We start from the raw sequence: 20,748 nt of genomic DNA, 5'->3' as shown, positions 1-20,748 counted from the left end.
TTCTTTATTTAACATTCCCTTAATAACGAAATGTTAAAAATGCCACACTTTTGCAGTGCTATTTGATCAATTTAATACTGTAAAATGAAAAAATTCTACTTGGCCGTTTTAGCCGTATTGTTTACGGCGACAGCCTTTGCACAGGGTGTTACTTCTTCCGCCATGGGCGGTAAGGTAACTGATAATACTGGTGAACCTCTTCCTGGTGCCAGTATAGTGGCGATTCATATGCCAACCGGTACAACTTATGGTGCTGCTACCGATTTTGACGGTTTCTACCGAATTTCAGGTATGAGAACAGGAGGTCCTTACAAAATCACCTTTTCCTATATTGGTTTTAACGATGATGTGAGGGAAAATATCTTTTTGAACTTAGGGCAAACATCCAGGCAAAGTTCCCAATTACAGGAATCTGCCACTGCCCTGGATGAAGTGGTAATTACTGCCGTATCCAATGGGACTTTTAGTGCAAACAAAACAGGTACTGAAACCAATATTTCTCAAAGAGAGGTGGCCACCATACCAGCGGCTTCAAGGTCTTTGGCGGATTTTGTTCGTCTTACTCCTCAAGCTCAAGTGTCGGAAGGTGATGATGGATTTTCCATATCAATTGCTGGACAAAACAACCGATATAACGCAATCTACATTGACGGTGCGGTAAACAATGATGTTTTTGGTCTTGCTGGTTCCGGAACTAATGGAGGGCAAACAGGGGTAAACCCGCTATCAGTGGATGCAATCGAGACTTTTCAAATTAACGTTGCACCTTTCGATGTAAGACAATCTGGTTTTTCTGGAGGTTCCATCAACGCGGTTACGCGTTCTGGTTCTAATGAATTCCAAGGTTCTGCCTATTATTTCACACGTAATGAATCCCTATCAGGGAAGACTCCTCCAGATTTGGTAGGTGATGGTGAAGAAAGACAAAAACTAAATGAGTTTTCGGCAAATACATATGGTGTTCGTTTAGGGGGTCCCCTAATCAAGGACAAATTGTTCTTCTTTGTTAACTATGAAAGGAATGAAACTGAAACGCCTCAACCTTTTAACTTCAGCAACTATACGGGACGTTCTTCTGAAGCTGATTTGGCGAATTTGAGCAACTTCCTTCAAACCAATTTTGGCTACAATCCTGGTATTTTTGATAACAATACAAGAACCTTGGAAAGTAACACTTTTGTTGCTAAGTTGGATTGGAACATCAATGAGAATCATAACCTATCATTGAGACATAGTTATGTAGGGGCGGAGAATCTTGAATCTAGAACTTCTGGTAACAGAGAAATAGGATTCCTTAATGGTTCAGAGTTCTTCGAATCCAACACAAATTCCACCGCGTTGGAACTCAATTCTCGTTTTGGCAATAAATTCAGCAACAACTTCATTGTCAGTTATGCTAGAGTAAGAGATGACAGGGACCCATCTGGGGAGCCTTTTCCAACAGTTGAAATTCAAGACGGTGACGGAGATATCTTCTTTGGGTCTGAGCCTTTTTCTACAGCTAACTTGTTAAATACAGATTATGTAACCATTACAAACAACTTCAACATATATGCTGGAAGACATACTGTTACTTTAGGAGCAAACATGGAATTTGCACAGGTAAAGAACCTATTCTTTGCTTTTAACTTTGGTAGTTATACTTTCGAGGATTTGTTTGATGATGATGGGAACCTTCTTTCCACTGGTTTAAACCAGTTCTTGACCAACCAAGCACCGGTTGAATATCAGCACGGTTATTCTCTGGTAGGAAGCACTGCAGTAGGTGATGAGTCTGATGGTTCTGCTGACTTTGAAACAGAACAATACGGTTTCTACGTTCAAGATGAGGTGGATGTAACTGATGACTTCCGAGTTAGTATTGGTGCACGTATTGATATTCCTGTATGGAAGTCGGGTCCCGTAAATGAGGAATTCAATACCACAACAGTTGGTCTTCTGGAAGCTGCAGGTAAAGATTTACAGGGAGCCAGAGTTGGTCAACAGATTAGCAATGCCGTTTTCTCTCCTCGCTTAGGATTCAACTGGGATGTTAATGGGGAACGGACTACCCAGATTCGTGGAGGTATTGGAGTATTCACTTCTCGACTACCTTTGGTATGGCCAGGGGGTACGTACAATAATAACGGTATAACAGGCGGATTTGCTGCGGATTTCAATACAACTGTTACCCAGTTTAATCCGGATGTTAACAATCAAACAAGGAACGTTGAACCTGGAACCGGAGCACTAGGCGGGAATATTGATTTGATTGCACCAAACTTCAAATTGCCACAAGTAGTTAAGTACAACATTGCTGTTGATCAAAAATTACCTTGGTGGGGATTGATTGCTTCTGCAGATTTTTTGTATACTGATGTAATCACAGATATTTTTTATGAGAACCTAAATATTCCTGAAGCTATAGGTAACTATCAAGGTGCTGATAACAGGCCATTCTATACCAGAAGTTTTTCAGACTTGATTGATAACACTTATGGTAGAATAATTCTGGCTTCCAATACCGGTGGTGGAAACGCCACAAATGCAACCTTTACACTATCGAAGCCATTCGAAAACGGTTTTGCAGGGTCAATTTCATATGCATATGCAGAATCCAATAAGATTTTTGATGGAACGTCTTCTCAGAACAGTTCTCAATGGCGTAATATTTTGACAGTAAATGGTAAAAACTCTGATTTACCTGTTACTAGATCTGATTTTGCCTTGGGAAGTAGAATCATAGCCAATGTTTCATACCAATACAACTGGAATGAAAATATAAAAACTACATTGGGTCTGTTCTATCAAGGTTTTCAAGGTACTCCATATAGCTTTAGCTATAATGAAGGTAGAGACTTGTTGAATGATGACTCTCGTGACAATGCTTTGATTTATGTGCCAGCTAACCAAGGTGAGATTGCATTTGCAAATCTTACCGATAGCGATGGTAACCTTGTTGCCACTCCTGCAGAGCAGTGGGCGGCCTTGGACGCGTTTATCGAAAATGATGACTATTTACGCACACGAAGAGGAGATTATGCAGAGCGTAATGGTTCAAGAGGTCCTTGGAGCCATATTGTTGACTTAAAGTTTTTGCAGGATTTCTCCGTTAATTGGGGAGACAGCAAACATACTATCCAGTTATCTGCAGATATCTTTAACTTCACTAATTTGTTGAACAAAGATTGGGGTCAGTTGAAATTCGTAGGAAGCGAAGTAAGTCCTCTTACGACGGTTTCTACAGGAGATATACCAACCTTTACACTTAACACAGGTGTAGTTGGATTGGACGGCAGCGCTAATTTTGAGGAATTGGATGACGAAGGCATCCAATCATCAAGATGGCAAATGCAATTGGGAATCCGATACATTTTCAACTAAGCAATCAATAGATAGTTAATTTCAAGACCCCGCCCTTAGGCGGGGTTTTTTATTCCCAAAATCATTACTTTTAGGCAAACTAATTGACCATGGAAATTCTTCAAAACCTACACTCCTACTTTGCATATGTTGTTCTTATAGTTCTTGTCCTCGCTGTTTTTAATGCGTTGAGTGGCTGGATGGGCAAACGTGATTTTACCATGCACAAAGACCTACGTGTTAGTCTTTTCGCTTTAATATTGAGCCATATCCAGCTGGTAGTTGGATTAATTCTATACTTCGTTTCGGCAAATGGGCTAAAAGCGATTCAAACCTTGGGCATGGGCGGGTTGAACGCTCCTGCTCGTTTATTGGCCTTGGAACATCCCTTCACCAATATACTGGCCATTGCTTTGATTACCATTGGCTGGTCTCGCCACAAACGTTTGATGGAGAGCGACAAAAAGTTCAAAACCATTACCATTTTCTACGGTCTGGGTCTTGTGCTAATTCTTTCTCGCATTCCATGGAGACAGTGGTTTTAGTCAAAAAAGGGGATTACTCCCTTACAACACGTATTCTGGTATCACCGACGAAATCAGCATCTACCATAAGTATTTGCTCTATCCCGTTGTAAAGAGCAGAATTCAGAGTATAGGTGTTGAATCCGCATTCTCCTATGTTTAGAGATAAGTCTAGAACCAACGTATCCGTTACTTGATCGTTTAAATTAATTAGCCACGTGGTTTCACCACCACTACCCAAAAAATTTAAAGTGATTAAGTTTTCAAGACCGTCCACCTCGGTAAAAACGATTCCCGTTATTAGAAAATCATTGAATTCAGCTGTAATCCCGGCTGCTGGAAATGTCCCATTTTCAATAAGATTATTTCCCTGATTATCCACAAGCTCAATAAAGATAGACTGTACTATTGGGTCTATTACCACTTCAGGACATGGGTCATCGTCATTTGACCCGCAAGAATAATATAGGATACATAGCATTACAATAAATAGCGTTTTTTTCATAGGATTGCTTTGTTATGAGATACAGAAACTTTTCCAAGGTTGTTTTTAAGGAAGGCTAATCTCTATATTCTTTTAACAATAGAAGGTACACTGGAAAATGATCGCTATAGCCACCTTGATATGTGGTTCCAGCGTATGTTCTGAAAGGATAACCCGCGTACTTGCCATTCGTGGTACGTAGATAGCTTGGAGCATAAACACCTGCTTGCCAGAGAAAATAGCCTTTGTTTCTTTGAATCAAATTCGAAGTCATAAAAAATTGGTCAAAAAGATTCCATTTGTCTCGATAAGCCAAGGACCCGATACCTTGTTTATATAGTTTTTCCATGGGATTGAACAATTCCATACTATCCAAGGTTTTACGATTGCCTTTGGTCTTAAGTACTTTCTTAAAGCTATCATTTTTTGGGTCGTCGTTAAAGTCCCCCATACTTATGATTTTTGCGTCAACATCTAGATTTAAAATGGAATCTATGATCCGTTTGTTCAATTGTGCAGCCTTAATTCTATTGGGTCTGCTTTTTTGTTCGCCTCCCCTTCTTGACGGCCAATGGTTGACCAAAAAATGAATAGGCTCATCATCCAAAACACCAGATACCACCAACTGGTCGCGTGTGTAGTTGCGCTCTCCAAGTTCATCCAATAGCATTAAGCGATGACTTACAAATGAAGTGGGTAGAAAGGAGCGCTTTTTATAAAGCAAAGCAACGTCTATCCCACGCTCATCAGGAGAAGGAAAGTGAACAATACCATAATCATGAGCTAAAAGATTTTGATGCTCTACAAGATCAACCAGGACTTTTCTATTCTCAATTTCGCAAAGCCCGATGATATCCGGAGCAGATTCTGTTTTTTCACTACCAATCTCAGAAAGCACTCTAGTGATGTGGTCAATTTTTCGATCATATCTGGTTTTCTGCCATTTATATCTGCCTTGAGGGGTCCTTTCATCATCAAAAACAAGTGAATCATTTAGAGTGTCAAATAGATTTTCGACATTATAGAAAAGAATAAATTAGCCTTATGCTCTACAAAAAATCTTATTACACTTTAAGGTGCTGTTCTGGTAAAATCCCGCTAGTAAAAGTCTGTTAATAAGATTGTTGAAAGGTTGGATGGATTAATATTTAATTTTCTATTCATCTGTTGTAGATTTAACTTGCCAAGTCTTTGTAGTATAGAAGAGTCTGAATTCCAATCAGGTTGGCTTCAAGCCTTGACCCCTTTTGGCTTTAATCGGTCAAGTATAGACTCGTTTTAAGACACTCTATATAATTTGGTTCAGGGTAAGTAATCAAATTAGGGATAGCGATACTGCAAGGATAAAAGTTCCCTCAATGCCTATGAGGATAGACTTAGGTACTGTTGACTTAGCGGTCAGTAGTTTTGCAAGCCGGAAAAGAATCCACTTGCTTAAAAAAATTCAAGCTAGCAGAAGTGTCGTCAAACAAGATCGCAACTTGGGGGACGACACTTTTTTGTTATAATCTATTTTCTTGATTAATTATTATTGGATGGATAAATTTGATGTAAGGGATCAAATATTAAAACATGTAATCTAGCCCAATGTCCCAAAGCAAAAAAAATGCGTGGTGCTTTGCCATTTTCGTCTAAACTATTATATAAACCTATCCTACCGAAAGATGGCATCTCAGACTGATATATGTTTTTTTTCCCCATTGCTTTAGCATAAACAGCTTTTAAGTTTCTATTTGGCGAGGAATATATCTCAAAATCAACATTGGAGTGTTCATTCATTAACTCACCGAGAGATTTGGAGCATACATCTTTTAGAACGTCAAAATAGTCATGAAAGTCTTCTTTGATAAAATCATTTGACGTATGACAAATATTAGGTTCATAGTTCTTTTGCAATAAGTCGTAGGATACACTTGGCCTTATAAATTGTACCGCTCTAGGGGCATCACCTGGGTTAAGGCGAAAATCCAAACCATAACTCTCAATCTCTTCGGCATGGTCATTTAGAGCATCAAGAAAAGACATTATTACGCAAGCAGTGGATTATAATAGTCAAACATTGAATCAATACTAATTTCATTGCTAGAACGTTCAAATGCATCTAATCCGTCTCTGGCAATGTTCCATGGGGCATCCGCATGGGTCTTGAGCACTAAGTTTCCCTCAGATTGAGGTGAGTAAAATTTTATGGTAGTATTTATGTGCTCGGTTTGTAACTGGTCTAAATCTAACTCATTCATTTGTGTTTCCAATTCCTCTGGAACATCACCTTGCACATTTATTTTAAGTGGGGTATTACGATAGAACTTTTCACTAAATGTATTATATACTGATCTATAAACAGGGCCATTTACCCAAGCTTCAGGCAATTCATCAAACAAAGTATGCTTTTCAAATCTTGCAATATGCCAAGCCTGTATGTAATACAATATCTTTTGCAATTTCAATGGGGTAATTGTTAATCCGTTTGAATTGCAGTATAAGATTATTACATCTACCAATTTGTCGATTGGAATTGTTTTCATGGTTGTTTTAGTCCAAGCGTCGTGCCAAAGTTACGATATAATTATTTACATCTAGAAAACATGAATTTTTCTTACAAAATCAATCTATATATTGACCTTACACTTAAAAGTGTTTAGTACTTAGGTACAAACTAATGCTTAAAAATCCATAAATCTTTGAAAGTTTGTCTAGATTTCAATAGTCGAGTAATCCTCCTCTGAAATTATCAAATGGTCCAACATGACAATACCGAGAAGACCTGCCGCTTTGTCCATATCTCTTGTGAATTCAATATCCGCTCTACTAGGAACTAAATTTCCTGAAGGATGGTTATGACAAAAGATAATTTTTTTGCACTTTTTCGCTACAGTAAAACTAAACACATCAACTGGGACAAGAATCATTCTGTTGTTGCTTCCAATAGTAACTAACTCAATGTATTCTATATCATTAGAGGTATTTAGTCCAATAGTCCAAAAGTATTCTTTGTTTCTGTGAAGTTTGTTTTGCCTTCTTAAAACTTTTTGCATTATTCGAGCAATGTCTTCTGTATCTGAAATGTTTCTGTCTTCTCCTTTAGGTAATCTTACGGTCATGAGTTAAAGATAACAAAGTATATTTTGAGCTAGTTTACCTTCCAAATGGTTAACAATAGGTTACGACAATTCTTAAGGGAATCCTACCTATACTTTTTCTGAATGGACCATCTTTAACGATACGGGAGAAGCGGGAACCTTCAAACAGACCCAAAATGCGCCAGAGGATTTTACTCCAAAAGTCAGGGACTAGGGGAAAGCAACCTATCTGTTAATCCAAAACACCCATTCGTCAAATAACAAAGGTCTAGAACTTGAACTTTCACTTTATTTATAATCACTTCAAAACAGTAATGACTTTGTACCCGAATCCGAATTAAATACCATGTAAAAGCATATTATGACAGAGAATGAAATCAATGGGATAATTCAAAATTTTTATCCTTCATATGGTCTGGCTAAAAAAGACTTGAAAAATCAGGTATTGAATGTAAATACTGCTCTAAAAAAAGCAGAGTTCTTCAACGCGAAGGAATTTCAGAAAAATTGGGATTACACGAGATTGGCACTTTTTAAAACAGAAATTCTAGGATACAGTAACGCTCGTGATATTGGTTTGGTAATGGCTATTTTTTCAAGAGAGACCGGGCCCTTGAACTATCGATATTATAAATCCTTTAAAAAGAACCAGCTTGATAAAAAGTATGTGACTTCTGGTGCCGATGTACATAAGGATGGAATTGCCGGTTTTGATTTTATGCTAAGTGGCGGTCAAAAAAGATTCCATACAACCAGCTTTAAAAAAGCCAATATTACATGGGAAAAAGTGGATGCCTCAGAATTTAGAAATGGGAAAACCGTACAGCGACCTGCAAGGATAAAGGTGAAAGACTTTCTTTTTTCAGGATTTTCCATGATTGCTTTCAGTAATAAAAGGTTGAAAGAAGAAATTGATGATTTTGAGTCTTTGTCAAAAGAGGCAAAACGAGTATGGGCGGCTCTTTTCTTTGCAGGCTCCGGCTATGCCAGGCATATGAAAAAGGTTATCGCGAAACATTGTGATACCAAAGGGATAAAAAAAGATTACAATTTAATCATAGATTCATCCATGAAATCCACTTCTAACTGGAAAAATGTAAACTCACGATTGACGAATGCCAGAAGAATGGGGTTAAAATCCGAAATATTTGATCAAATATTGGAGATGGAATTCTTGGATATTGATATGGAATCCTTGTTTAACAAGGTAAAGGATTCGTTCAAGAATCTATGGTAGCAAATTATAGTCTTATAAGATGGTTTTAGCCTTTTCAAAAGGGCTTATACCCGAACTTTTGTCCTCCTACCGAGGCATCGGCCATAAGGCCTGCCTTTGGCAAGGCAAAAACAGCTACACCGTCTTTGTATTTAGCACTGGCCGCAATCCCGGTTTTTAATACCACCGCAGAAGCTTCAGCCGAAAATTGAAACTTTCCTTCCTTAAAACGGTCCAAATCCACAGAGGTCTCAAAAAAGATGATTTCAATTATGGCTTGTCCGCCAGCTTGCAAACCTACGTTCAACTTTTTGAGATTGGCCATACCAATCATTTCTCCACCCTCATACACCACACCATTACCAGACGCTCCTCCAATAATAAAACCTCCTTTGCCCACATTTGGGAACAGTACGTAACCTGCAGAATCGTCAAAAAAGCGCTGTAAACCAGCGTCTGCCTTTAATAAGGTCTTTTTGGCTTTTTTGGCATCGTTTATAATCTTTCGGTCCTTTTTGGATTGGGCATTGATTCCAACAGAAAACATGGAAACGATAAATACCAAGGCAAAAAACTTCAAGGTTCTCATAATAGATGATTTACGGAATAAGGACGAAAGTAAAAAATAAACCCCTTCCATATTGGAAAGGGCTTGCTAATAATTGTTAATGTCCGTTATTTTCCCTTGGGAAACGACTTGTGCGCCATGACTTCTTCCATTTGCAATACGTGACGTTCTGTGTGGCCCGCAGCAAATATGATGACCTGGAGCCCGTCAACGGTTCCAAATGGTAAATCGCTATTGTATCGGTTTCTTAAATCATCGTTGGTGGTTCTTACATATTCAATATGCTCCTTTCTTTTCTCCATAAAAGCCTTCACTGTTTCTTCAAATGAGCCGAATTTTCCACTTGGTTCAAAAGCCTCGGTAGTTTTTACACGATTACTACGGTCAGTAATAATTCCCATAAGTTGCTCATCCTTGAATTTCAAGGAATCTCGCAAGGCCGGGTTGGCACCGGAAGCAACGGTCTTTTGGATAAATCCGCCGAAGGCATTTTCAGAGATGGCCAAATGTTCCACACATTCTGCAATGGACCAAGAACTCTCTTCTGCTTTAAAATTCAACTGCTCTTCTGTTAAACCATTGATTACACTTTTCATGTGATCCCGAGTTTCTTCCAAGAGTTCTATCACCATAGTACGTTCAGCTTCGGTTAGTTTGGTAGTATCCTTACTAAAGCTAAAGAAGGTAAGGACCAAAACAGGTAAAATGATTTTTTTCATGTGTTACGATTTTATGATTGTTGAGATTAAGATGATTAATACGAGGTCATTGAATGCATTTCATATTTTGTTCAAAGCCAAAGCCGGACACTTTCAAAGGTAGGAAGGTTGAAGTTCCCACTAGGGGGGGACATTTGCCATATCAAAGGTCATTTTTGCTATCCTTGGCTTCCCCAGATAGAGAAAACCTATTTTTTTATAATGTTTCGATATGACCAAATACATGTTTTTTAAGACTTTAAAACTAATTTTAAGATAATTTGAAAATAGATAAGCGACGATTCGTAATGTGTTGAATCACTGCCTCAAAACATAAATTCAAGAAAAAGAAAATTTAACTTGACTGCCACATTTCGTAAAAGGTTGTGGCAGTTTTTTTATCTTTCACTGTAAATGGAAAATTCGGAAAAATTCTTCAGCGAAATTCGAAATGGCAACGCTGCCAAAGTTGCACAAATGTTGCAAAACCAACCTACTTTGATAAATGCAAAGGATGGTCGTGGGTCTACACCTCTGATTTTGGCCACATATTACAACCAAAAAGAAGTTGCGGAAACTCTTTTATCACATGGGGCTGGAATTGATGAAAAGGATGGTTCTGGGAATACGGCCCTAATGGGTGTATGTTTTAAAGGGTATGTAGAAATTGCTAAACTTTTGATAGATGCCGGTGCCAATGTAAATGTGACCAATGTGATGGGAGCTACCTGTTTGATTTATGCGGTGACCTTCAACCATTTGGAAATTGCTGAGCTCCTACTGGCCAACAATGCAGATATTTCAGTAAAGGATGCACGTGGGAGCACTGCCTTGGACCATGCCAAAACACAAGATTTTAAACCCTTAATCACCCTCTTGGAGGCGAATTCTTAAAGCCTATGAATTCCAATCAACTGAACCTTATTAAAAGAATAAATGCCATTGCCGACACAGGTTTACTTTATGCGGAGGGCGACTATGATAGGGAAAGATATGAAGAATTAAAGGGAATTGGCACCGAGTTGATGGCACAGGTAGCTGAAAAACCCCTGGAGGTGCTCAAGGAGTTTTTAATTCCCTCCGAATCATATCCTACACCTAAATTGGACATCCGGGGTTTTGTAATTAATGAAAAGGATGAGATACTGATGGCCAAGGAAAGCGTGGACAGTAAATGGACCATTCCAGGAGGGTGGGCGGATATTGGAAGCACACCTTCGGAAGTTGCTATAAAGGAAATTTGGGAAGAGACTGGAATGAAGGCGGAAGTGGTACGTCTTTTAGCGGTTTATGATAAACAAGTTCATCCACACCCACCTGAACCCTACTATCTTTACAAAATAATCTTCCATTGTCAGATAACTGGCGGACAACTTAAACCCGGTTTTGATATGCTAGGGGCAGACTTTTTTTCATTAGACAATCTTCCCCCTCTATCTGAGGAACGTATTTTGGAATTTCAGATAAAGCAGTTGTTCCAATTGGCCAAGTCCAAAACCAACGAAGTTTATTTTGATTAATGAAAGTTGCTTTAATTCAATCTCCATTAATTTGGGAAGACCCCAATGCCAATCGAAAGGCTTTTGAATCAAAAATGGCCTTATTGCCAAACAATGTCGATTTAGTCATTTTACCTGAAATGTTCACTACCGGATTTACAATGTCACCTGAACATATTGATGCTTCTGAAGGGCTTCAAACAGTGAAATGGATGCAAAGCATGGCACGGGAACTTCAAATTGCCATCGCTGGGAGTATTGTCTTTAAAGAAGAGGGTAAATACTATAATCGCTTGTATTTTGTTGAGCCTCATGGAGGATTTACTACATATGACAAAAGGCACACGTTTACTTTAGCAGGAGAGCATAAGAAATATGAATCCGGAGAGAAAAAGGTTATAGTCCATTATAAGGGATTTCGATTTTGTCCATTGATTTGTTATGACCTTCGCTTTCCTGTTTGGGCAAGAAACACAGAGGATTATGATGTCTTAATCTATGTAGCCAACTGGCCAAAGCCACGAATTTCTGCTTGGGACACACTACTTCAAGCTCGAGCCATTGAAAATATGGCGTATTGTTTAGGGGTAAATCGAGTAGGTTTTGATGAGTTGGGGCATGAATACCCTGGGCATTCATCAGCTTATGATGTCTTGGGTAATCAACTAGCTCTTTCTACAGGAGAAGAAATACTGTATGTGACCTTGGACAAAGAGCATATAGATAAAAACAGAGAGAAACTACAGTTTCTGGAAGACCAGGATGATTTCAATCTGTTATAATAAATGACTGCTCCAGTTCCCAATTGGCCCTTACCTCAATGATATCAGGATAATAACTGACTTTTTCAGGTTGAATCTTTTTCAAATAATTGCCCGTGTCCCAGATGCCATTGGCATTGTCATCAAAAATCACCCGAATCATATATCGGGCTGGTTCAAGATTGTTGAATTCCACAGGTGTGGGAATTTCCAAGATTGCTTCCCTTTGCGTTTCACCTTGTTCATTGGTCAACTGAACAATCATGGGATACCTAACCGTACCAGAAAGGTTTACCCTTAGGTTTCCGTAATCCGCGTAACTGCCAGTAGTAAACCTATAGGTTAAGCTGTCATTTTGAATACCAAAAAAATCGGTGATAGCACCAGGATTGAAGTTAAATTTATAGGTTTGGTTGGGTTCTTTTTCGAACGCAAAGTCAATCTGATTTTTAACGGAATCAACGGCATAACCATAATCGTAAGGGATAGAATCACTCACGAAGACCTCAACATGGCTAGTGTCCACAGCTACAATGGGTGTATTGGCCGAGAGGCTAAAAATCTCTTCAAACCCAAATTTACCGCTAACGCTGTTGGTGAGTCTCAAAGAATCCAATTCGAGTTTTCTTGTTTTTACCGTAAACGTATCCTTTTGATCCAATACCTTGTTTTGCACCAAAAAGATTATAGAATCCAAATCCGTTGGGGTCAACCAATAGTTTAGGGTATCGGTTTCCCTTTCTTTTAAGATGGTAGTTCGTACTGAATCTGGTAAATCGGTAAGGCTTTCTATGCTAATTTCCTCTTGTACCCCTTGATAACCAAATATGATGCGATTTTTTGCCACATAACTGGGCACGGAGGCAGAGTAGTCGGGTATTTCCTTAAAAAGGTTTAGGAGATATATGGAATCGGTAGGTATTATGATGGTATCCTCAATAAATCCAATTTTATCCTGTCGTTGGTCAAACAAGTTGTTTTTGTTCAAATCCTTTAGGGCAATAAGCTTGTATTTTCCCGCTTTGAGATTTTTCAATTCAAAAATGGGAAGACTGTCCAAGGTGTTGGAAATATAGTTTGGGGGTCTTTTAAAAACCGTAGAATCTGTAAAAGATGTGTCCAATTCGTAGAGCATAACACTGATAAACTCTTCTGCCTTTCTATCATAAGCATCTTTTACAGCCCCAGCAAGGGTCAGTGAATCGATATACGTACCGGTTGAAAAAACGTAGGTAAGAAAACTATTGGGATTACCTTCATTATTATCCACTATGCTTTGACCAAAATTCAAGGTATAGGTAGTGTTTTCGCTTAAAGTATCCTTTATTATAACTTCCACATATTTGCTGACTCCGCCCTGTGGTTTTACTTCTGGTAAGTACTTTAACGGGGGAGATATGATCAACTGGTTCTGAACGTCTTCAAGTTTTACGTATTCGTCAAAATACAAGCGAATGGTATTCGATTTAAACTCGGTTGAGAAGTTTTCCGGCTCGGTACGAATCAATTCGGGTGGAGTTACATCCTCCGGCCCACCCGTTGGGTTTCCTCGGCGTGCACATTGCCAAAGTACCAAGGCAATCCAAAGGACAAAAAAGAAGCTCAAGTATTTCTTAAGATGAACCATAAAAAATTATTGGGCAAAGAAACGATTAATTTGATTTTTGAAAACGGACATTGGCAAAATTTAACCCTACTCCACAACGGCCATGCTGGCCACAGAGATTTCAACCCCAGGCAAGTCAGCAAGAGTTCTGGCACAAGCCTCCAAGGTCGCTCCTGTGGTAATTACATCATCAACCAATAGTAAATGTTTATATCCCTTGTTTTTGGATGTATCACATTGAAAGGCATCTTTAATGTTTTCCCATCGCAATTGTCGGTCTTTTTTGGTTTGGGTCTTGGTATTTTTGGTTCTGATAAGCAATTCCGTTGAAAAATCTGCTTGAAGATGCTCGGCAATCTGTTTTGCAAAAAGCGATACTTGATTATAGGTTCGCTTTTTTTCTTTTTTGGGATGAAGTGGAACAGGTACTACTACGTCAATAGCTTTTAGTGTGTTTTCTTCTTTCAACAAAGAACCGTACCAATCACCGAAAAAAGCGCCTATCTCCTCTTGTTTTTTATACTTTAAGTGATGCATTAGGTTTTTTACCATTCCATTTTTCGAGAAAAAAACAAAAGAAGCAGCCTTTTTTATAGGAGTTCGTCCATAAAAAATGCGGTCAACTGCATTTTCTTCACTAAAGTTATGATCGGTGAGTGGCAATTCATGTCGACAAACGGCACATAAAACATGTTCTCCTCTGGATAAATGGGCATTACATCCAAAACACACTCTTGGCAATAGGATGTTGTTAATATCGTTTATTATCTTAGCCAACCTTTTGGACATCAAATCTTATTTTGTTTAGAGTAGCTCTAGAACCCCATGGACGCCCAAGATAACAATTTCAATTACAAGATAATCTTTGCCGCACTTGTAGCAGTAATTGTGGGTATTCTCATTGCATTTTACTATAGCTATGCCCAGTCCAAGAATCAAATGGTTTTTTTGGAACAGGAAAAGTCGCTTTTGGTTAAGGATTTGACCTTGATGAAAGCGGAAGTTGACCGGCTATCTGGCTTGAACGAAGTAAATGAAATTGAACTGCAAACCTCCCGTTTTAGAGTAGAACAACTGTTGGATTCTGTGGGAAGGCTGAATTTTAGTCTTACCAAACTCAAAGAAACACGCAGCGAACTTCGCATGTTGGAGGTAAGTTTTGATAGCTTAAAACTGAAAAACAACTTTCTACGATATAACAATCGTCTTTTGGCCGATAGATATGAAGAAACCCAAAAACAACTGCGGGATGCCAGAGGACGAGCTAGCAATATAGAAAAAAGAGAGTCTTTGTTGCGTGAGACCAACAGAGAGTTGAGTCGCGAGTTAAAAATTAAAAGCTACCTAAAGTTGCAGAATGCAGAAGGCAGTGGATTTAGACTTAGGGCAGGTCGACCTATAAAAACCAACAAAGCTTCCACAATTGAGAAATTGAGAGGCTGTGTTACCATATTAAGTGACCCTTCGGAGAGAGGAAAAGTACGTGTGCTGTATCTTCAATTTTTGACACCGGAAATGAAGGTAATCGAAGACAATGCCAATACGATTTCTGTGGGTGGAAACACCTATAGTAAGAAAGTGGAGATTGTCTACACCGGTAAAGAAATTAGTATTTGTGATGCCATAACCGTACCTGCAGAATCCCTTTCTGAAGGAATTTATACCCTTAATGTTTTTGAGGACGAAAGACTTTTGGCCTCTACTGAATTTCAGTTGAAATAACCCCTTATTTTTTAGTTCAAAAAACTATTTTTGCCCCATGGCGAATCAGGAAGATATTTTCAAAAAGGTTATCTCCCATGCAAAGGAGTATGGCTACATATTTCAATCCAGTGAAATTTACGATGGGCTTAGCGCTGTTTATGACTACGGTCAAAATGGAGTTGAGCTAAAAAAGAATATTCGCGAATACTGGTGGCAGGCCATGGTTCAGCTAAATGACAACATTGTTGGAATTGACGCTGCCATTTTTATGCACCCCACTACTTGGAAGGCTTCGGGACACGTAGATGCATTCAATGATCCCTTGATTGACAACAAAGATTCCAAAAAACGCTATCGTGCAGATGTTTTGGTGGAAGACCATGTGGCCAAGATTGAAGCTAAGATTGAAAAGGAAGTCAAAAAAGCGGCCAAGCGTTTTGGGGATAGTTTTGATAAGCAACAATTTTTGGAGACCAATCCACGTGTTTTGGATTATCAAGCCAAAGCGGATGGTATCCTGAAGCGTCTGGGAAAATCTTTGGAAAATGAAGATTTGGCCGATGTTAAAGCCCTTATCGAAGAATTGGGCATAGTTTGTCCAGTTTCCGGTTCTAAAAACTGGACGGATGTAAAGCAGTTCAACCTAATGTTCGGCACCAAACTGGGGGCTACGGCAGATTCAGCCATGGATTTGTACTTGCGCCCGGAAACAGCACAGGGAATCTTTGTCAACTTTCTGAATGTACAAAAGACGGGAAGGATGAAAATCCCCTTTGGGATTGCACAGACGGGAAAGGCATTTCGTAATGAAATCGTGGCGCGCCAGTTCATTTTCCGAATGCGGGAATTTGAACAGATGGAAATGCAATATTTCATCAAACCAGGAACCCAAAAGGAGTGGTACGATACCTGGAAGGAAAAACGCTTGAAATGGCACCTTTCCTTAGGATTGGGTCAGGATAACTATCGTTTCCACGACCATGAAAAATTGGCACACTACGCAGATGCGGCCGCCGATATTGAATTTAGATTTCCCTTTGGCTTCAAAGAATTGGAAGGTATCCATTCCAGAACTGATTTTGATTTGGGAAGCCATGAGAAATATTCCAACAAAAAATTACAGTATTTCGACCCTGAAGAGAATAAGAGCTATGTGCCCTATGTTCTGGAAACTTCAATAGGGTTGGACCGTATGTTCTTAGCCGTTTTCTCCAGTGCACTGCAAGAAGAGGAACTTGAAAACAATACGACTAGGACCGTACTTAAAATACCAGCTGTTTTGGCCCCTACCAAAGCCGCCATTTTACCTCTTTTGAAGCGTGATGGTCTACCCGAAGTAGCCCATAAAATTGTGGAAGAGCTAAAGTGGGAGTTCAATGTGGTTTATGATGAAAAAGATGCCGTGGGCCGTCGTTATCGTCGTCAAGATGCGGTGGGTACTCCCTTCTGCATAACCGTGGACCATCAAACCCTGGAGGATGAAACCGTAACTATCCGTCATAGGGATACTATGGAACAACAACGGGTAAAGGTGGATGCCGTAAAAGATATCATTTCCAAAGAGGTGGACATGCGGTATTGGTTGCAACGAATTTAAGGTAGGTTCGCGTTTTGCAGTAAAACACCCCGACAATACACTAAAAACGATTTAGATACGTTAAAATATAGCCTTGCACGCACCCCAAATTTTAAAAATGCGAAAGCTATATTTTTTTTTCGTTGTTGTATTCTTTTCCAGCCTACTTGTAGCCCAAGAAGAGACCTCCAATTATTTTGACCCACCCGTAGATACTCCAGAAGAGGAAATTTTGACTCGTTTGGACAGTTTAAAGAACAAACTGATTCACGATTATTATAGCAATAACTTTCTAGAAGTTCTAAAGTATGGAGATATGGGACTCCAACTGGCCAATAGAATTGACAATTTGGCTTGGGACGTTGAAATATCAAAGTATACAGGGAGTGCGCTTATCAGAATAAAGGACACGCTAAGAGCAGAGAAAACATTCACCGAATCGTTGAAAAAGGCCAAAATTGTCAATGATTCCACATTGATTGCCGATGCCTACAACAATCTTGGCAACCTGAACAACGAAATTGGACAAGACGCAAAGGCAATTGCTTATTACAATGAGGCACTAAAAGTATATCGCGCCAAGAAGAACGTAACACGGGTTTTCGTCATTCATTTCAATCTTTCGGACATCTACTTGGATCAGGAGAATGTAGCAAAATCAAAACAGCATGTCGCAGGTCTGGATAAATATTTGGATTCCATTCAAATCCCATTGTTACGTGCTGGATATTACTTTTCCAAGGGCAGATTGGCCTTATTGGAGAAGGATTGGGACAAAGCCATAGAATATTTTGATAACGACATATCGCTATCAAAAAAGCACGATTATACCGACGGCCTCGTAGAAGGCTATGAATTCCTAATTGAAGCCTATGTGGGTAATGGGGATTATGAGCAAGCCTATCTGGCCAGAAAAGAATCGGACGAGTATGTTGATAAGAAGCATGAGATAGAAAAAGCAGCTGCCATAAATGAGGTAATTGCCCGAATGAACGTGAACCAGTACAAACAAGAGCTTAAGGCTAAAGAACTGGAAAATGAGATGAACCGTCAGACGGCGGATAGAAACAAAACCATTGTTTATATTACTTTAGCTGCTTCTGTAGTTTTATTGATTTTTGTCTGCACCATGTTTCTTTCCTTCAAGAGAAGAAAAGCATTGGTAAGGAGTCTCCAGGAAACCAATGTGCAGTACCTGGACGCCAAAAAGAAGGCAGAGGAGCTTTCCGAGGTTAAGACCAACTTCTTGTCTGCCATCAGTCATGAGTTACGAACTCCTTTGTATGGTATCATCGGTATCGCCTCCATCTTAAAACAAGAAAAACCTCTCGCGAAATATAAGGAGGACATCACCTCTTTAAAGTTTTCAGCAGATTATTTGCTTGCATTGATCAATGATTTGTTGTTCTTGAACAAATTAGATGCGCTGAAGAACAGGGAGTTGGAGAACAAACCTTTTCACTTACGGAAATTGGTGCGAAATATCACCAATTCCATGGAGCACATGCGAGCGAAGAACAACAATCAATTCGAGATTGAAATTACAGATGACATACCCGAATTTTTGAAGGGCGACTACGTAAAGCTCTCCCAAATACTCATTAATTTGATTAGCAATGCCTGTAAGTTTACGGAGGAGGGAACCATTACCGTTTCCATAACGCCCAAAGAAATTAGGGAAACATGTATTCTGCTGGATTTTAAGATTGCCGATACAGGTATGGGTATTTCCGAAGAAAAGCAACGTGATATTTTTGATGAGTTTACCCAGGATATGAAATCCAACGATTTTCAGGGCACAGGATTGGGGCTTGCCATTGTAAAGCGACTGTTGGATTTGCACGATGCCACCATTGAACTAAAAAGTGAGAAAAATGTGGGCACCGAATTCTCCTTTACCATTTGCTATGAGGTAACGCAGAAGACCGAAATTGAAGAAGTGCCCAAGGAAGAAACCATAGACCGCAGCATTGTGGGCAGCCATATTTTGATTGTGGACGACAACAAAATCAACCGCTTGGTGACTCGAAAAATCTTGGAAAAGAATAAGTTCACCTGTACCATTGCCGAAAATGGGAAAGAGGCGCTTGAAATTATTAACGATGAGGTCTTTGACATGATTTTGATGGATGTGAACATGCCCATTATGAATGGTTTTGAGGCGACACGTGAAATACGGGGCTTTAACAGTACCGTTCCCATTATAGCACTTACGGCCACGGACCCTACCAAATCTTTTGAAGACCTAAAAGGTTTAGGTTTTACCGACTTGATTATAAAGCCTTACGATACGGCCGACTTCTTGGAGGTGATCAAAAAGAACTTTGTGTCTACAGTGAAGATTTAGAAAGCAAATAGCGCTAAAACAAAGACACCCCAAGTATGAAGGACAAGCTATCGTAATTGGGGCTAGAGGGTAAAAAGTCACCAAGTAATTCCCTGCTTGTTTGGTATCTTAATTCTGCACTGTACCTATTCTTGAATTTATAACCCAATCCAAAAGCTACATTGCCCTTGCTATCAAGTTCCGTTTCGTTTAAAATGGAATCATCGGCTCGGACAAACTCAAGTGAAGAACCTGAGCTAAAGTCAAAAACGTAGGATACGTTCAAAAAGATTTTGGAATTCTCATCCAGAAAGAGATAGTGTCTCAAGGTCAATGGAAGTTCAATGGAAGTATAATCCACGTTTACATCAAGTATTCCACCAACAACATTATCTACATTTACTGTGCTTTCAGCACTGTAGGATTGGTAGGTAGGTTCAAGGGCAATGGCCCATTTGTTTTTGTTGAAAGGAAAAACGTATTCTATTTCCAAACCAAAACCAAAGCTTTGTTGGTTGTCAAAATCAATTGTACTCGATTCTGAAGACTCAAAGTCCAAGGACACCGAAGAACTGTTTAAGCGGGGCCTGAGGGAAAGATGAAATGGATTTTGTTGTTGCTTGGGAAGGTAGCTTGTCAATTCGCTATTGGTACACTGGTTGTATTCCGTAAAGAATCGGGTCAGCTCGTTTGTGTTGTAATCCAGTTTTTCAATGTCGTTCATTTGAATGTCACCACACTTCAGATTCACCCATAACTGCTGTCTGAATTTGTTGTTGTCGCCGACTCTGTTGTCGGAGGTCTTGTATTTTTTATATATCAACTGCTCAACTAAGGAGCCGTCTTTATTATAAAAAAATCGCTTAAGTTGACCGTCTACGTACTCATACAAATTGGATTTTCCTTCGATGAGCACTTTTAAAAAAAGGACCTCTTCTTTAAACACAGGATTTTTATCGGAGGTAATGTATTTAATGTTTTTGCTGGAGCGATCTATATTGACTCTATGTCGTTGGTATTTAGAAATCCCGTTAATGGCAAATTCCTTAATGTTGTTTATTGTAGCTTTTTCGGGGGTTGAATTCTCGGATAATTTGTATTCAATTTCCAAAGGATTGTTTTTCCAATCTACATTTTTGATAAAACAGTCTACTTTTTGGCCTGCACTGCTGATGTAGTATCCCTTTTCATATGAGATTTGGGAATAGATAGTTGAACTTAAAGTGGCAAAAAGAAAAAATGAAAGGAGGGTTTTGGTCATTTTTGGGTTTTAGGTTGATGTATTGGTTCTGAAAATACCTGAACTATATTCAAGAAAAATACCACATAAATCAATGATTTGATAGAAAACTCAAATGATTTTT

At 39.1% G+C, this 20,748-nt stretch carries 19 protein-coding genes; 9 read left to right on the top strand and 10 right to left on the bottom strand.

Features of this window, described 5'->3' with window-relative positions; all coding sequences use genetic code 11:
• Positions 1-84 precede the first annotated feature (84 nt).
• Complete coding sequence (locus tag CLV81_RS03330) at positions 85-3,363, top strand: TonB-dependent receptor (protein ID WP_106143631.1); 3,279 nt, start codon at positions 85-87, stop codon at positions 3,361-3,363.
• 89 nt (positions 3,364-3,452) lie between these two features.
• Positions 3,453-3,887 (top strand): hypothetical protein, encoded by a 435-nt coding sequence (locus CLV81_RS03325; protein WP_106143630.1) that lies wholly within the window; start codon positions 3,453-3,455, stop codon positions 3,885-3,887.
• Between the two features lie 13 nt (positions 3,888-3,900).
• On the opposite strand, the gene CLV81_RS03320 is transcribed toward CLV81_RS03325, so the two are convergent.
• From CLV81_RS03320 to CLV81_RS03300, 5 genes are all read right to left on the bottom strand, one after another.
• Positions 3,901-4,371, bottom strand: a complete 471-nt coding sequence (locus CLV81_RS03320; protein ID WP_106143629.1) for a hypothetical protein — start codon at positions 4,369-4,371, stop codon at positions 3,901-3,903.
• A 55-nt stretch (positions 4,372-4,426) separates the two neighbouring features.
• Positions 4,427-5,383 (bottom strand): endonuclease/exonuclease/phosphatase family protein, encoded by a 957-nt coding sequence (locus tag CLV81_RS03315; protein WP_106143628.1) that lies wholly within the window; start codon positions 5,381-5,383, stop codon positions 4,427-4,429.
• A gap of 488 nt (positions 5,384-5,871) precedes the next feature.
• Positions 5,872-6,375, bottom strand: a complete 504-nt coding sequence (locus CLV81_RS03310) for a hypothetical protein (RefSeq protein ID WP_106143627.1) — start codon at positions 6,373-6,375, stop codon at positions 5,872-5,874.
• 2 nt (positions 6,376-6,377) lie between these two features.
• Complete coding sequence (locus tag CLV81_RS03305) at positions 6,378-6,875, bottom strand: Panacea domain-containing protein (RefSeq protein WP_106143626.1); 498 nt, start codon at positions 6,873-6,875, stop codon at positions 6,378-6,380.
• A gap of 168 nt (positions 6,876-7,043) precedes the next feature.
• Positions 7,044-7,451 (bottom strand): JAB domain-containing protein, encoded by a 408-nt coding sequence (locus CLV81_RS03300; RefSeq protein WP_106143625.1) that lies wholly within the window; start codon positions 7,449-7,451, stop codon positions 7,044-7,046.
• A 340-nt stretch (positions 7,452-7,791) separates the two neighbouring features.
• Between CLV81_RS03300 and CLV81_RS03295 the strand changes: the two genes are divergently transcribed.
• Positions 7,792-8,667, top strand: coding sequence for a hypothetical protein (locus CLV81_RS03295; protein WP_106143624.1), 876 nt, complete (start codon positions 7,792-7,794; stop codon positions 8,665-8,667).
• A gap of 34 nt (positions 8,668-8,701) precedes the next feature.
• On the opposite strand, the gene CLV81_RS03290 is transcribed toward CLV81_RS03295, so the two are convergent.
• Together CLV81_RS03290 and CLV81_RS03285 are read right to left on the bottom strand one after the other, a co-directional pair.
• Entirely contained in the window at positions 8,702-9,235 is a 534-nt protein-coding gene (locus tag CLV81_RS03290) for a lipid-binding SYLF domain-containing protein (protein WP_106143623.1), read from the bottom strand.
• Between the two features lie 86 nt (positions 9,236-9,321).
• A complete protein-coding gene (locus CLV81_RS03285; protein WP_106143622.1) occupies positions 9,322-9,933 on the bottom strand; it encodes a DinB family protein in 612 nt (203 codons plus the stop codon).
• Positions 9,934-10,326: 393 nt separating this feature from the next.
• On the opposite strand from CLV81_RS03285, the gene CLV81_RS03280 reads away from it, so the two are divergent.
• From CLV81_RS03280 to CLV81_RS03270, 3 genes are read left to right on the top strand one after another with little or no spacing between them, the layout of a single operon-like run.
• Complete coding sequence (locus CLV81_RS03280) at positions 10,327-10,806, top strand: ankyrin repeat domain-containing protein (RefSeq protein WP_106143621.1); 480 nt, start codon at positions 10,327-10,329, stop codon at positions 10,804-10,806.
• Between the two features lie 5 nt (positions 10,807-10,811).
• Positions 10,812-11,432 carry an NUDIX hydrolase gene (locus CLV81_RS03275; protein ID WP_106143620.1) on the top strand — a complete coding sequence of 207 codons (621 nt, stop codon included), beginning with the start codon at positions 10,812-10,814 and terminating at the stop codon, positions 11,430-11,432.
• The gene (locus tag CLV81_RS03270) at positions 11,432-12,193 is read left to right on the top strand and encodes an amidohydrolase (protein WP_106143619.1); all 762 of its coding nucleotides are present in this window, start codon (positions 11,432-11,434) and stop codon (positions 12,191-12,193) included. The genes CLV81_RS03275 and CLV81_RS03270 overlap by 1 nt, the downstream gene beginning before the upstream one ends.
• Here the strand turns inward: CLV81_RS03270 and CLV81_RS03265 are convergent.
• Entirely contained in the window at positions 12,180-13,799 is a 1,620-nt protein-coding gene (locus tag CLV81_RS03265) for an Ig-like domain-containing domain (RefSeq protein ID WP_106143618.1), read from the bottom strand. The two genes, CLV81_RS03270 and CLV81_RS03265, sit on opposite strands and share 14 nt — an antisense overlap.
• Positions 13,800-13,865: 66 nt before the next feature.
• Entirely contained in the window at positions 13,866-14,567 is a 702-nt protein-coding gene (locus CLV81_RS03260) for a ComF family protein (RefSeq protein WP_170068321.1), read from the bottom strand.
• 36 nt (positions 14,568-14,603) lie between these two features.
• Between CLV81_RS03260 and CLV81_RS03255 the strand changes: the two genes are divergently transcribed.
• The 3 genes from CLV81_RS03255 (at position 14,604) to CLV81_RS03245 (ending at position 19,405) form a co-directional block, all read left to right on the top strand.
• A complete protein-coding gene (locus CLV81_RS03255) occupies positions 14,604-15,500 on the top strand; it encodes a hypothetical protein (RefSeq protein ID WP_106143616.1) in 897 nt (298 codons plus the stop codon).
• A gap of 37 nt (positions 15,501-15,537) precedes the next feature.
• Positions 15,538-17,079 (top strand): glycine--tRNA ligase, encoded by a 1,542-nt coding sequence (locus CLV81_RS03250; RefSeq protein WP_106143615.1) that lies wholly within the window; start codon positions 15,538-15,540, stop codon positions 17,077-17,079.
• 97 nt (positions 17,080-17,176) lie between these two features.
• Positions 17,177-19,405 carry a response regulator gene (locus CLV81_RS03245; RefSeq protein ID WP_106143614.1) on the top strand — a complete coding sequence of 743 codons (2,229 nt, stop codon included), beginning with the start codon at positions 17,177-17,179 and terminating at the stop codon, positions 19,403-19,405.
• Positions 19,406-19,418: 13 nt separating this feature from the next.
• Here the strand turns inward: CLV81_RS03245 and CLV81_RS03240 are convergent, their stop codons facing one another.
• Complete coding sequence (locus tag CLV81_RS03240) at positions 19,419-20,645, bottom strand: porin family protein (protein WP_106143613.1); 1,227 nt, start codon at positions 20,643-20,645, stop codon at positions 19,419-19,421.
• Positions 20,646-20,748 lie beyond the last annotated feature (103 nt).

Origin of the sequence: Flagellimonas meridianipacifica (assembly GCF_003001695.1) — a bacterium.
GTDB lineage: Bacteria > Bacteroidota > Bacteroidia > Flavobacteriales > Flavobacteriaceae > Flagellimonas > Flagellimonas meridianipacifica.
Note: the sequence above shows the minus strand (reverse complement) of the source record. Positions and strands in the feature narration are given on the sequence as shown.

Bases quoted from the DNA above. Each gene is read 5' to 3' on its own strand.
- CLV81_RS03250 (WP_106143615.1), top strand. From the start codon at position 15,538: ATGGCGAATCAGGAAGATATTTTCAAAAAGGTTATCTCCCATGCAAAG.
- CLV81_RS03255 (WP_106143616.1), top strand. From the start codon at position 14,604: ATGGACGCCCAAGATAACAATTTCAATTACAAGATAATCTTTGCCGCA.
- CLV81_RS03320 (WP_106143629.1), bottom strand. From the start codon at position 4,371: ATGAAAAAAACGCTATTTATTGTAATGCTATGTATCCTATATTATTCT.
- CLV81_RS03330 (WP_106143631.1), top strand. From the start codon at position 85: ATGAAAAAATTCTACTTGGCCGTTTTAGCCGTATTGTTTACGGCGACA.
- CLV81_RS03295 (WP_106143624.1), top strand. From the start codon at position 7,792: ATGACAGAGAATGAAATCAATGGGATAATTCAAAATTTTTATCCTTCA.
- CLV81_RS03290 (WP_106143623.1), bottom strand. From the start codon at position 9,235: ATGAGAACCTTGAAGTTTTTTGCCTTGGTATTTATCGTTTCCATGTTT.
- CLV81_RS03285 (WP_106143622.1), bottom strand. From the start codon at position 9,933: ATGAAAAAAATCATTTTACCTGTTTTGGTCCTTACCTTCTTTAGCTTT.
- CLV81_RS03325 (WP_106143630.1), top strand. From the start codon at position 3,453: ATGGAAATTCTTCAAAACCTACACTCCTACTTTGCATATGTTGTTCTT.
- CLV81_RS03245 (WP_106143614.1), top strand. From the start codon at position 17,177: ATGCGAAAGCTATATTTTTTTTTCGTTGTTGTATTCTTTTCCAGCCTA.
- CLV81_RS03310 (WP_106143627.1), bottom strand. From the start codon at position 6,375: ATGTCTTTTCTTGATGCTCTAAATGACCATGCCGAAGAGATTGAGAGT.
- CLV81_RS03260 (WP_170068321.1), bottom strand. From the start codon at position 14,567: ATGTCCAAAAGGTTGGCTAAGATAATAAACGATATTAACAACATCCTA.
- CLV81_RS03240 (WP_106143613.1), bottom strand. From the start codon at position 20,645: ATGACCAAAACCCTCCTTTCATTTTTTCTTTTTGCCACTTTAAGTTCA.
- CLV81_RS03280 (WP_106143621.1), top strand. From the start codon at position 10,327: ATGGAAAATTCGGAAAAATTCTTCAGCGAAATTCGAAATGGCAACGCT.
- CLV81_RS03265 (WP_106143618.1), bottom strand. From the start codon at position 13,799: ATGGTTCATCTTAAGAAATACTTGAGCTTCTTTTTTGTCCTTTGGATT.
- CLV81_RS03270 (WP_106143619.1), top strand. From the start codon at position 11,432: ATGAAAGTTGCTTTAATTCAATCTCCATTAATTTGGGAAGACCCCAAT.
- CLV81_RS03300 (WP_106143625.1), bottom strand. From the start codon at position 7,451: ATGACCGTAAGATTACCTAAAGGAGAAGACAGAAACATTTCAGATACA.
- CLV81_RS03305 (WP_106143626.1), bottom strand. From the start codon at position 6,875: ATGAAAACAATTCCAATCGACAAATTGGTAGATGTAATAATCTTATAC.
- CLV81_RS03275 (WP_106143620.1), top strand. From the start codon at position 10,812: ATGAATTCCAATCAACTGAACCTTATTAAAAGAATAAATGCCATTGCC.